General features: G+C 50.6%; 13 protein-coding genes and 2 pseudogenes. 6 read left to right on the forward strand and 9 right to left on the reverse strand.

The window, feature by feature from the left end; genetic code table 11:
• Positions 1 to 652 precede the first annotated feature (652 nt).
• A complete protein-coding gene (locus tag AC07RO_RS13525; RefSeq protein WP_495086260.1) occupies positions 653 to 841 on the forward strand; it encodes an antitoxin VbhA family protein in 189 nt (62 codons plus the stop codon).
• A 34-nt stretch (positions 842 to 875) separates the two neighbouring features.
• Positions 876 to 1,070, forward strand: a complete 195-nt coding sequence (locus AC07RO_RS13530) for an antitoxin VbhA family protein (protein ID WP_495086261.1) — start codon at positions 876 to 878, stop codon at positions 1,068 to 1,070.
• Between the two features lie 483 nt (positions 1,071 to 1,553).
• Here the strand turns inward: AC07RO_RS13530 and AC07RO_RS13535 are convergent.
• From AC07RO_RS13535 to AC07RO_RS13550, 4 genes and pseudogenes are all read right to left on the reverse strand, one after another.
• A pseudogene (locus tag AC07RO_RS13535) lies at positions 1,554 to 1,764 on the reverse strand (hypothetical protein); the annotation flags it as partial.
• Between the two features lie 351 nt (positions 1,765 to 2,115).
• Positions 2,116 to 2,555: pseudogene (locus AC07RO_RS13540) on the reverse strand (tyrosine-type recombinase/integrase); the annotation flags it as partial.
• Between the two features lie 40 nt (positions 2,556 to 2,595).
• Positions 2,596 to 2,880: a type II toxin-antitoxin system RelE family toxin gene (locus AC07RO_RS13545; RefSeq protein WP_495086262.1), complete on the reverse strand. Its 285-nt coding sequence runs from the start codon at positions 2,878 to 2,880 to the stop codon at positions 2,596 to 2,598.
• 9 nt (positions 2,881 to 2,889) lie between these two features.
• Positions 2,890 to 3,123 (reverse strand): type II toxin-antitoxin system Phd/YefM family antitoxin, encoded by a 234-nt coding sequence (locus AC07RO_RS13550; protein WP_495086340.1) that lies wholly within the window; start codon positions 3,121 to 3,123, stop codon positions 2,890 to 2,892.
• An 877-nt stretch (positions 3,124 to 4,000) separates the two neighbouring features.
• Here AC07RO_RS13550 and AC07RO_RS13555 point away from each other — a divergent pair.
• Positions 4,001 to 4,981: a hypothetical protein gene (locus AC07RO_RS13555; protein ID WP_495086263.1), complete on the forward strand. Its 981-nt coding sequence runs from the start codon at positions 4,001 to 4,003 to the stop codon at positions 4,979 to 4,981.
• A gap of 321 nt (positions 4,982 to 5,302) precedes the next feature.
• Here the strand turns inward: AC07RO_RS13555 and AC07RO_RS13560 are convergent, their stop codons facing one another.
• Positions 5,303 to 5,617: a hypothetical protein gene (locus AC07RO_RS13560; RefSeq protein ID WP_495086264.1), complete on the reverse strand. Its 315-nt coding sequence runs from the start codon at positions 5,615 to 5,617 to the stop codon at positions 5,303 to 5,305.
• A 339-nt stretch (positions 5,618 to 5,956) separates the two neighbouring features.
• Between AC07RO_RS13560 and AC07RO_RS13565 the strand changes: the two genes are divergently transcribed.
• Together AC07RO_RS13565 and AC07RO_RS13570 are read left to right on the forward strand one after the other, a co-directional pair.
• Positions 5,957 to 6,919, forward strand: a complete 963-nt coding sequence (locus tag AC07RO_RS13565; protein ID WP_495086265.1) for a tyrosine-type recombinase/integrase — start codon at positions 5,957 to 5,959, stop codon at positions 6,917 to 6,919.
• A gap of 69 nt (positions 6,920 to 6,988) precedes the next feature.
• The gene (locus tag AC07RO_RS13570) at positions 6,989 to 8,077 is read left to right on the forward strand and encodes a diguanylate cyclase domain-containing protein (protein ID WP_423574441.1); all 1,089 of its coding nucleotides are present in this window, start codon (positions 6,989 to 6,991) and stop codon (positions 8,075 to 8,077) included.
• Between the two features lie 300 nt (positions 8,078 to 8,377).
• Here the strand turns inward: AC07RO_RS13570 and AC07RO_RS13575 are convergent, their stop codons facing one another.
• Both AC07RO_RS13575 and AC07RO_RS13580 read right to left on the reverse strand, forming a co-directional pair.
• Positions 8,378 to 8,938 carry a hypothetical protein gene (locus tag AC07RO_RS13575; RefSeq protein WP_495086266.1) on the reverse strand — a complete coding sequence of 187 codons (561 nt, stop codon included), beginning with the start codon at positions 8,936 to 8,938 and terminating at the stop codon, positions 8,378 to 8,380.
• A gap of 160 nt (positions 8,939 to 9,098) precedes the next feature.
• A complete protein-coding gene (locus tag AC07RO_RS13580) occupies positions 9,099 to 9,437 on the reverse strand; it encodes a hypothetical protein (protein ID WP_495086267.1) in 339 nt (112 codons plus the stop codon).
• A gap of 179 nt (positions 9,438 to 9,616) precedes the next feature.
• Between AC07RO_RS13580 and AC07RO_RS13585 the strand changes: the two genes are divergently transcribed.
• A complete protein-coding gene (locus AC07RO_RS13585; protein ID WP_495086268.1) occupies positions 9,617 to 9,853 on the forward strand; it encodes a hypothetical protein in 237 nt (78 codons plus the stop codon).
• Between the two features lie 694 nt (positions 9,854 to 10,547).
• Here AC07RO_RS13585 and AC07RO_RS13590 read toward each other — a convergent pair.
• A complete protein-coding gene (locus tag AC07RO_RS13590; protein ID WP_495086269.1) occupies positions 10,548 to 10,727 on the reverse strand; it encodes a hypothetical protein in 180 nt (59 codons plus the stop codon).
• 112 nt (positions 10,728 to 10,839) lie between these two features.
• Entirely contained in the window at positions 10,840 to 12,132 is a 1,293-nt protein-coding gene (locus AC07RO_RS13595) for a hypothetical protein (RefSeq protein ID WP_495086270.1), read from the reverse strand.
• Between the last annotated feature and the right edge of the window lie 4 nt (positions 12,133 to 12,136).

Raw genomic sequence — 12,136 nt, forward strand, 5'->3', positions numbered from 1 at the left:
AAGCCTTCGGCCTGAAAAGGCAGAGCAGAGGAAGCAGAGAAGCAGGCTTTAGCACTCCACGGATGAGCAGGAACCGACTTCCGCTGTACTCCGCAAGCCCGCCTCATTTTGGGCTCGCTCATTAGGATGGAAGCGCATGGTTCGGGTTGGGCAGTGAGGCCGTTGTTCAATTGCAACTGAAGATTTCAAAAATGATAAGCACGAGGAACATCTTCGGAGGCTAGACGAAATCGATGCCAACAACGACGAGGATTAACAATTCTGACTCAGTTCTTCTTACGTAGGCGCGTTCGAAGGACCGCTACTGGCCGAAAGCTGCCTTTCGTATTCGGCCGCTTTGGAACTTCATGCAGCCTTTGGAGGATCAGACGGATTTTGGCACATGGGAATAGGACGTGCTCTGAATCCCTCAAGGCCTCTGAGTTTCGCGAGACAGACGACCCGGCTTGCAGGACCAACAGCCGTGGTAGCCAATCACGAACTCATGAGATAATTACGAAACATCGCAGCGTTAAGCCTGGCTATGCGTTGCGGTTTCCAGAGCGTGGAATCGAAAATTGGAGTCTATCGCCGCGTAGCTGATAGATAGAAAATGTCGCTAAAACTTAATCAATGAGTGGCGTTTTTTTAGAAACTTTGAGGAGAGCCAAGCATGGCTGATGAGCCGAAAAAATTTCCCATCAGCGACGAAGAGCGTCAGCGTCGCAAAAAGGCTGCCAATTATGCGCGGGCTTCGGTTGGGCTGTCGGGTTTCGTCCTCAGCGCTGAGGCCGAGGCTCATGCAGAGCGTTTTATCAACGGTGAGATCGATCTAGCCGAGTTTGTAACGCCCAAGCCCTGACGCTCATTGCCACGCGACCCATCCTGGATACTCCATGCCGACTACCACTAGCTTCCGTGAGGACGCCGTCGCAAACGCTCTTGCAAACCAACGCCTGGAAGGCCTCGAGCCCGATGCGAAGGTAGTTCTCGATCTTCAGCGTTTTGCACGCGGCGAATGTGACATCAATGAAGTGTTGAACAACTTCAAAGCAAGGATTGCCTGTGGTGAGCTAATAAAAATGCGGTAACGATTTTACACCTGTCCAGGGTGAGATCTTTTCCGCAACGGGCCTAGACAGTACCAGGGCGTGGTTTACGCACTCGCTAGGAGAGAGCCGTTGCCCCCACCCCTGGCCTAATAGACTTTTGACCGACTAGTTTCTGTAAAGCCGTTTGAAATATGTATTGTCTTTGTATCTATTTTTGCAATATTTCATAGTCTTGATTACGATCGGTATGAATATCGCTAAAAAAACCACTGCTAGTAAGGTATCGTGACTGAACAAGTATTTATTGATGACCTGTGTGACAGACCAAGCGATTATTGTTGGTATTAGAAGTGCAATAGCTTGAGCTATCAAAGGAGGACCATAAGTGATTTCAGCATTGCACCCCCGACATACACGGGCTCCCCAAGGCACATTATTCAAGCAGTGCGGGCATGTAACGGTTCGATCATTTTGCACAGGTCATTCCCTTGATTAGCTTTCAAAGAGTCATTCTACGGCAAGTTAGCGGGCTACGCACTTCCCCGATAGGCGTAGGCTATATTTCAATTCGTATGTCGTAGGATCCTCGGGCCTTTTCTGCCGACGATCATAGATCCTAATGGTACTGATGTTCGCATGGCCAAGCCAAGCCTGGAGGTTGGCAGGTCCGCCTCATCCTCCAGGCATCAGTCGCAGCCGTTGTGAGCACTCCATGTACGCCCATACCGGCGACTTAAAGTCCCGACCAGTCCATTATTGGGTTGGGCGCGTGGGTTACACGCAAACAATGGTATGGTTTTGAGCGTATAAATCTGGTCCTGCACGGCTGTACTGTCAACCTCTGCCCATGCACGTTGAGGAATAGGACTGTGAAGAATGAACGACGGATTGAGGAATGGAACGTCCGATGGATGATCGTCGCCGGTCGCTCGGTGTGCACGGTATGCTTGGAAAGCCAAGCCCTGGAGGACTGCGAAATCCCTTTTTCACATGGCAAGACCTGTCCAGCCCGCGACGCGGAATGCCTGAATCCGTGGACAGCGCTGCATGACATTCTCGACAGTGCGCGAGGTTGAGCTATCGCTTAGGCCTCAATCCCCTCTGTTAATACTTCACTTTTGTAGGTCGGTGAATCCTCCGGCCGGTTCTCCCGGCGATCATAGATCTTGGTTGTGCTGATATTGGCATGAGCCAGCCAAGCCTGGACCTAGGCGATATCGGCTTCATGTTCCAAAGCATTGGTGGACGCAGTAGACCTGAGTCCATGGACGCCCAGGCCGTCGACCTGAATCCCAGCCATGTTTGCGTATGCCGCCACCACGGTGTAGATGCCGTTGGCCGTGATGCCGGCACCGGTCAGCTTGCCGCGTAATGGGATGAAGAGCGGCACCTTCCTGTCCGCCCAATGATGCCCTGAGCTTTCCAGGTACTGGAGAACGTGCCCGGCGGCCACTGGATACAAAGGCAGATCCGCACTTTCCCGCCCTTGCCCTGCACCTTAAGGTGCTGGATCCTGCAGCGCTTGAATGTCACACAATAAAAAACCCGCCGAAGCGGGTTTTGGTCATGTGCGCCGGGTCGCGGCCTCATACACCTCATTGTCTCGCCTAGGGCCCACACATAGGACTAGGACAACTTCGGTGCCGTTAATTCGGTAGACGATGCGCACATCGCCTGCCCGAATCCGGCGGTGACCGGCGAGAACCCCGCGAAGGGGCTTGCCGATTTTATCTGGCTCTCCGTCAGCGATACGCTCGCGTATCACCTTCAGGATCCTCCTCGCTTCAGCCGTCCCCAGCTGTTTGAGGTCTTGCTCTACTTCGGGATGAAACCGGACGCTCCAACTCATTGGTTTTGCCTACTTGAAGTTCGCCTCCATGTCCTCAAGGCTCACTGTGTTCATTTCGTTCAAGGTGGACAGGCGTTCGATGGCCATGCGCTCGGCGCGAAGGTCTTCAAGCTCATCTTGCAAGGCCTGATAGGCATCTACACCTACTAATACCGCTGCTGGCTCGTTGTCCTTGAAGATCACCAGGTGAGTTGTTATCCCACTGGTGACCTCCTTCAATTTCGCGCTGAAGCCGCGGACCATTGCTGTTGCGGACACAGCCTGTTCAGCTCGGTCAAGGAGTGCACTCATGCGCTTGATGCCTCGGTTCGGTAGTCAAATTCAGTGTCAGATTCGGTAGTCAGATTCGGTAGTCAGATTCTGTAGTCAGATTCAGTAGTCAGATATTGGCAGCGCCGTTCTATTATGCGCATTTCTATACGCATAACAATGCGCACGTCGCTGGAGTGACGAACGGTCTAATCCCGCGGCTGTGACTTGGGCCCACGATTAAGCGACAAGAGAGCAGGTGGGTTGTCTAGATCAACGTTGAAGGATCAACGCCGTTCAATTTCAACGATGGGCTGGGCGAATATACTTTTGGAGACGGTCGAGAGACTCGCGACCGAGTGGGGCTGTCACCAAGGCGTGGTGTGGCGATTACCTGAGTAGCGTTGGTCCATGTGAACGTCAACATTCGACCCATTGCAGCATTTCAAGCAATCAATGCCTCAATGTCGCGTCTCCCCTCATTGTGATGTATGCTCAGACCAGCCACTGAGCAGACCACTCCAGGCATTTTTTTCTATCAGAAATAAGCCCGCAGCACATGCAGCTCCCTTCGGGGGGTGTGTTTCGAGCATTCGTAGCTAACGCACTAACCGGTCATGCGAATGCTAACCAGCCCAGCTGGTGAAGCACATCTACGCCTGGACAAACCTATGTCCTGGAAAACCGAATTGGGAGTCTATCAATGAGCAGAACCATCATCACCGGCCCGTCCTCCGACGCGCTCGCATTCTTCAAAAATACTCCGCTAGGCAGCCTTCACTTCCGGCAATAGCACGAGCTTTTTGCTTCCTGCCTCGGATTCAACACTCTCGCTGCTGCAATCAGTTACGAGAAAGGTGCTGGCACATGCATGGATGACATGACCCGCTCCGCAGCGGTCATCCTCGATCCATCGCAAGCGTTAACTTGGCTCGCGCGAAAAGGCATCCAGGCCAACCACCAAGACCTCTCTCTGATATCTCGGTTTCTGAACGAGTATTGGTCTCATAAATGTAATCCGGCGCCAAAATTCTATTGGTCGATCCGCGACTACCTTGACGTGATCGAGATCAAGATAGCGGAAAGGACTACTGCGGGCTTGCCTCTCATTTTTCAGGCATCCTCCGTGCCGGAGTTACCGTCAGGCCCAATGCGCCCAGTTCACTCCTTGCTACTTCAAGGGAAGACTCGATGTATTGATTTTCCACTGGCGCTTCTCGAGGCGGCGGGATCATCTGAGGCTCAAATTTTGACAGGAAAAGCTAATGTCACGTTCAACTGGCCAAGAGGATTGACGCTGCATTCGGTTCGGGCTGCGCGCGAACCTGAGCAAGCCACTGATATCAGCCCCTTCTCATGGGACCATTTCATCACGAGCAGGACGGAGCGAGGAGTTAAAGGGGGCGGCATAGGCTATCAACAGATTTTTGCACGCCCAACGCTGACTACTGGATACCCGATGGTCACAATGGCGCGCGGGCCAGTCGTAGAGTGGAAAGAGGCTGTGCCAACCCCTGAACTACGTGGTGTGATCCTGGATCTAGCTCTTAGCTACATAGGCAGGCGATTTGATCGGGTGACGCTTCATTTCAACGGCGGGCTGATGCCAGATCACATACAAACGCACACTCGCGATGGTCGCGAAATCCATTGGCACCCGTCCCGCGATCGTGACCAGGCAGCAATGTTGCTGAACGTCCCGTCTGAGGAGTTGGCTGGAACCAACTGGGGGGATTTGCTGCGGGATCTTGTTTTAGTTACGGTCGGCCCTGGAATCCACGTGCCGTTTTATGGCCACCAATCAGATCTGGATACCCGGCGGGAGCAGCTTACGAATAGACCAGAGGCGTGAACCTCAAATCGTCTTGACGGCATGCAAAGCGAAGCCTTTTAAATAGATACACTTGCCCCCAGACCCCGCAATGCAGGGCACCACGTGATGGTGCCTCTCTTCGCTAAATCCGAGTTCTAGGGCTTTAGAAGCCTGCCATTAGATCGATAAAAGCCATTCGTGAGTGACCGCTTGTGGCCGGGAGCGGACGTCGGTGACAAGCCGATATAGGCCGATAACGGTCAGTCACGACCGGCTGCTATCGACCCATAGCGGCCTGTCGGCAGCCAGCAGGTGAAAACCGCTGAGAGGAAGCGAGAAAGCATCCGTCACAGGGCATTTTCAATATGCCTCACCTTCATCGCCTTCAACGCTGGCTGCGAGTGCTTTCGCAATTTCCTTGGCCTTAATGATTGCCGCATCGTTGTAGACGAAGGAAATCACCCCCTTGCGATAATCAAAGAGAAACTGTTGCTGTGTTAGTGGAGACGTCCAAATTGCCGAGTTTTTGCCGCTGGAAACAATCGTTTCACCGGTGACGGGATTTCTACGAGCCAACTCGTGTTCTAGCTTCATCGATGAATCACTTGCGCAAAGTGATTGCCATTCTTCAAGAGCTATTTCCATTGGTCTGACAATATGAAGTTCGTAGGCCATAGGTGTGCCGGCTCCTAACTTTTGGCTGCGTGTTATGAGTTTGTGAAAGACCTGAATGTCAGCGACGGCTGAGCCTAGCGACTGACGGCAGAGCTGTCCAGCGTCCGCTTTTGGCCGATTTCTGCCGTTCATGCCTCGCAGTACCGGTCAGAAACGGATTCTTCTAGCAGGAGTCAGAAGCGCCATAAGAGTATGGGTAGCAACGCTTAAGTGGCAATAAAATAGGTTATCACCAATTTTTGCCGTTTGTCGGTTTTGCAGGCGAAGGCGATGCTTGACGTTGCTTTCGTGACTGGAGAGGTGAGAAGTGGTCGAGAAAGAGCCAATAGTGAGAATGCTATGCAGGAACTGACGAAAGCCCATCAGAATGATCAGCGTCGGCTCACCTCGGTCGAATTTCAGACGCTGGCCCAGGTTCCGGCCGCGGTCGAGTGGTTTGCCAACCTGGACAACCCGCGCACTCGTCGTGCCTACCAGAATGACCTGGAAGACTTCTGTGGGTTTGTCGGTTTGGCGTCGGCTGATGAGTTTCGTGTGGTGACCCGATCGCACGTTCTGGCCTGGCGGGCCCAGCTCGAGCATCGCGGTTTGGCCGGCGCCACGATCCGGCGCAAATTGGCCGCGCTGGCCAGCCTCTTTGATCACCTCCTGGAAAGCAATGCGATCGCCGGCGGCAACCCCGTGCACGGGGTAAAAAGACCGAAGATTGAAAGCAACGAAGGCAAGACGCCGGCACTGGGTGATCACCAGGCAAAGGCGCTGCTCGAGGCGCCGGATGAAACCACGCTTAAAGGACAGCGCGACCGGGCATTATTGGCTGTTCTTCTCTATCACGGGCTGCGCCGTGAAGAAGCGGCGCTGCTGCAGGTCAGCGACATCCAGGAACGCCGCGGGATCCAGCACCTGAAGGTGCATGGCAAGGGCGGCAAGGTGCGCTACCTGCCGTTGCACCCGATGGCAGCCGGGCGCATTCACCAGTACCTGGAAAGCTCGGGACATCATCTGGTCGACAGGAAGGTGCCACTGTTCATGCCGCTGCGAGGCAAGCTGAGCGGCGCCGGCATCACGGCCAACGGCATCTATACCGTGGTGACGACCTGGGCGAAAAAGGCCGGGATCGAGGTCGACGGCCTGGGCGTCCATGGACTCCGAGCGACGGCGGCCACCAATGCCCTGGAACACGAGGCCGACATCGCCAAGGTGCAGGCCTGGCTCGGACATGCCAACATCAGCACGACCAAGATCTATGATCGCCGGGAGAACCGGCCGGAGGACTCACCTACTTTTAAGGTTAAATACTAGGCCTAGCAGCATCTGTACCAGAAGTTCAGAGTAATCACGAAAAAGCCAAAAAAATCAGGGGATAAGAAAATGCATAAGCTGGAAATGGAAGATATGCAACTAATCGAGGATGAACCGCGAGTGCTCATCGCCGATAAAGCGTCGATGATTCAAGAGGCAATAAAAAGAGCGTTTGACACTAACAAAAACTTTCACATTGAGAGCTGTGTTGCAGCAAGTGATATATTCAAAAAAATTAGAAATTTCCAGCCCACTGTAATTCTTCTTGGAAAACTTTCGGGTGATGACACAGGGCTTTCAACACTTCAGACACTACAGAAGAACATTACAACGTCTAACATACCAGTGGTGGTAATGGCGACTACGGAGTCAGCCGAGTACAAATCAAGCTGCTTTAGCTATGGTGCAAGTGACTTCATCATAAAATTACCAGACAGCGCGGAGCTATCTGCTAGAATCAAATATCACTCAGATTCGTATGTCAAGACTCTTCGGCTGGACGAAGCTTACCGTGCAATTCGAGTATCGCAACAACAACTTCTAGACACCAACTTGACGCTACAAAGGGTAATGAACGACCTGAAGAAATCTAATGAAGATCTCGGTAAAGCAAATGAAAAGCTTAAGGATTCTAATGAAAGACTAAAAGCATTGGCAAACGTTGATGGTCTCACCGGCATCGCTAATCGCGCGAGCTTTGATCGGTTTATAAACCGATATTGGGACATCATGGACCATAATAATTCTGAAATATCGTTACTGATGATCGACGTCGATTACTTCAAAAAATTCAACGATGCTTTCGGCCATGTTGAAGGCGACAGTGCCCTAATACAGGTAGCAAAAGTGCTCACCTCTGCGTCGGTTGAAAACGCCAGCTTAGCTGCAAGATATGGGGGTGAAGAATTCTGCATAGTTCTCCCCAATATCGGTTCAGATCGAGCCCTAGGGATCGCTAATAATCTGCTAACGGCAATGCAGGCGGTAGGTATCCCACATAACCACCCTAGCTCTAGCTCAGTAGTCACCCTGAGCGTTGGGGTAGCAACAACAATGCCTAGACTGCTAAAAACTCCGAAGGAACTAATACAGAAAGCTGATGCAGCTCTTTACTTAGCTAAACAGGCAGGCCGAAATCAAGCATACATTGCAATCTAGATTTTCTGTATTGGTCTTCATGTCCTTCGATAGGCTGCAAATACGACCGGAGGATTCACCTACGCTGTGGTTGGAATATTTAAGCGGCAGCCGTCGAGCCGCCAACCTCGACGAAATGATCAGCTAACCGGCTTGTCTGAAACCAACTCCACGTATCTGAATTCTTGCGAGCACCCTTTTTTGCGTCCAGCTCGCCAGCAGGCGAGTTTAAGCTCAAAGACAGCGACAGCGCATATTCAAAACCTTCTTTCCAGCGTGTTGGACTGCCGCGACGCCAATAGGTGTGGCTATCTTACAGCATCATTTCACCGTTTGGAATGAAAGCTGCCGATCTGACTTCGACTGTACTTCCTGCAGTCTTCTAACGTCAGCAGTCAGGAGGTACTGCTCATAGCGACTAACCGAGTCAATGAATCGACCGGCCAGCCAGTAGTGATCCACGAAGCGGATTTTTTCTACGGGAACACCTATGTGGATGGCGATCGGTTCAATCAATGCTAGAAGTTTGTCGTTCGGAATGCTGGCGGTATTGACGTGATAATAAATCACGCTGGCTCGATGTGCACGATAGTCACGAGACTCAGCTGCACCGGTGTGAATATTCCCACAGCGTGCCGCCCAAAGATCGTCGGCATCGAAGTTGAAAACTTCTCCATTGAAAAGAAAGGTGTGTACCCATCTCTTGTACTCTGCGCTCCCGCTCTCCTCCTTGTCGGCATCAAGCCAAGCTAATCGATCGATAGCCGCATAGATTAGCGAAATGGCCTGCATCTCTAAATTTTGAGCCAGAAGAATGGTTATGGCACGTATATCCTCAAGACTATTTTTAATGACATGTTTGGCGATCTCTTTTCTATCCATAGTCTTTTCCGTTGTTCGTAAAACTGGTAGTGGACAGGGTGACTTGTCGACCTGGGAAGCAGCAACCACCAAGCCTATGGCGCGGTAGCCAGCGCGCCGATTTGGCTACGTATCAGGTTTCAGTTCTACGTTGGCACTGCAAGCATGAGTTCTACAGACCTTACTGATCAGTAATCGCCTCGTTCTTACACCATCCGCTTTTCTTGGTGATTGCTCGGCATCGCGTGACTGAAACTGCCTCAAGGAAGACATAGTGCACACTTGTACAGCTAGGGTCGATTTCCTGCAGGGCATAACGCGCTGTTTTGAACATGAACCAGTTGAAAGGCAACTGGCGAGCTTTAACGAAAACCCCTACCTGACCATCTGCCTCCTCTGTGAGTCCTGTTCCGGTTGGCAGGTTCACAAATGGAAACACACGCATAGTCGGTACGTCCGTCAGTACCTCGCCATCATTTGGTCCACCGTGAAAAGTCAGTGTCGTCATACCTTTTGACATGCCGGTATCTTCCTGTCCGATCCTGAGGGGGAATGCCCTCTTCTATGACCTTAGCCCAGCGTTCGACGGCAGGGCTTGGGCGAGCTAGCTGCTATTTCGGGTGCCTCTCTCTTCTAGGTGTTGACCAGGTCATCCAGTCACATAATTTGCTAAGTGAACTTCACTCCTAGAGATGATTTATGGACATCGAAAACGGCTTGAACCTCATCCTGCCATCAATCCAGAAGCAGCTCAGTACGCTGACTCTCACCTTCAAATACAACAACCGCGCTAGGACCGCATCTTTCACTTTGAAGCACGCCCTAGGCGGGCTGCTAACCATTCACGTTCCCCGTCCTGACATCGTCGTGCTGAACGGACCGGACAAGCCAGCCCGGTACTTTTTAGATCAAGTCACACATAAGGGTTGGCCGTGACCCGAGCACAACATCGGCCCGCGACGTGCGGGCTTCTTTAGGCGTACCTATTTTCCTTGCTGATCAACTGCCGAGGTTGAGGCCAGCATTCGTGATTGTTGCGTCGCCTTTTTTCAGCGTCCCTGCATTATCAGAAATCACACTGTAATGCCCTGATGGGATATCCATCGTGAGCGGCCCGCCGCACTGCGGACAAGCTGGCCTCGCCAGAATCGCTAAGTCCGATGGGACGTCATCCGGCCACCAAACCTTCCGACAACTCCCGAGGCATGCGTGGCTAGGTGCTCCATGATTAGCGCTATAGATTAGGTGCCCTTTGGTTTTCACGATCTGCATTCGAAACTCCCTGCTCGATATTAGGGAGCGAAAGCTCCCTCTCCTAGCCGATGGCGACAAGCCATCTGTTGGCTCTTTGTGTAGCACGGGCGAGGCCTTTGCGCCATCTAACCTAATGTAACGATAAAAATTCTCGTTTCTATGCCTTAATTTCAGGACGGCTCTGGGTGAACCGCGGTCCTCGAACGGCGGGAGCCGCTAAACTCATCAACATCAGATCACACGGTAGTTGCGTAAAAAGACGTGACTCAATCCATGTGTCCGCAATGGCAGCCGATTGACGTCCTCCGCGAAGGGCGGCAATGGGTCGAAAGCTGCCTGTGGTTCAGATTTTGGTCGGACAGAAGCCGGCAGTCAGCTAAGGTATAATCCCCACGTCTGCATCTGACAAGAGAGACTGCCTTGAGGCAGTTGATCGATGCTCCCAATCTTCTTTTTCAACGATACTAGCCAACTCTTCAATATTCTCATCGAATTTTGGCATAAATACAAAATCGCGAAAATGCTCGGGAAAATCACATGGTACATTCTTTGGCATTTTTTTCCTTGACTTCTAAAAAATCTAATAATGTGATAGATCTGCATTAAGCTATTCAAAAGTATACTGAGCCCATCTATTCCTCGTGTTTGTAAATTTCAATAAGATCAAATTACAAGAAGACAGTGTGAATAAGGGTGCACACAAAAGCCACAACCTCCTCAAAGCCATAGAAAAATTCTCTTTTGAAAATGCAGGAGTGGAGCACTGTCGCAACGATTGCAGGGAACCATGAGAGAAATCTTAATACCATCAAAGAACGCTTGAGCTTTCTCTCGTTAATAGCTAATGCTTCTACAGAGTCTTTTATGTAGCTTCGTAAGTCTTCTGGATATTGATGTGATTTCTGCTGGTGAGCCGTAAACATTATAATACGAGAATGTTTGATCCGCTCATATTGCAATTTTTGCGCTGCTAAGGTTTCGGCTAACAAAGCAGAGGTTATTAAAATACCCAGCACCAAAATTGAGCTTTCTAAAATGCTTTCGGCTTTTGATATTGCAATAACGACAACTAACGAGATCGGGATGCCCAGAATTTTTCCACTGATATCGCTTACGACCTTTGACATTTGATCAGCTATTGTTAGCTGTGCATTTGCCACTTCCTGCTTTGCTTTGTGAAAAGAAAAGCCACTAAGATAAGTAGATAAATTATTTCCATACAAAATCAAAAACTGCGACCAAGTGGAAATTAGAAACTTGAAGCGTTCTTTTCCTCCATACTGGGCAGCCAAATATTCAATCAAGGTTGCGCGAAAAATAGTTCGTTCCTTGAAGAGCTGGGGACTTTCATTCAAATTACTCATTTGAAGGCTATCGACTAGCTCTGTGCTTATCTCAAAATCTAGCAATTCGCGATCCAGATATGGATAAAGCGTTATGGCGCGTTCGCCTTTAGCTAGATCTTCCGCAACGAAAACAAGTTTATATTCATCACTCGATTCCTTTTCATCGTGAAAATGTGCCAGATCAGCTAGATAAACGATAAGGCGACATAATGCATGAAGCGTTTTTATCCGATTATCGAGAGGCTCCTCAGAAGATAGGATGTTTTCTTCTATTATGTAAAATCTTGTCGGAACTTGCGTACGAACGAAGCTCTTTGATCGAGCCATAAGCTGATCAAAACTTTTGAAAATCGGCACCGCGCCCGAAGTATCAAGTATGAATGCAACTTCAATAGTTGACCACGAAGAAGAAGAACTGAAGGCGGATGGATCTATATCCACACCGTCAATCAGTAGCTCGTCAAACCGGCCAGCCTTCGAAATTACGAGTGCTTCAATTGCAGTATTGATTTCTGGGTTAAAAGCAGAAGCTCTGAAATCAAATGCATTAGCCGTCGCAAGAGCAGGACGACCAAGCAACCGATATGCCTCGGCAAATTTACTCACATCTACCATAGCA

This window comes from Pseudomonas sp. GW821-FHT07F05 (assembly GCF_059418765.1).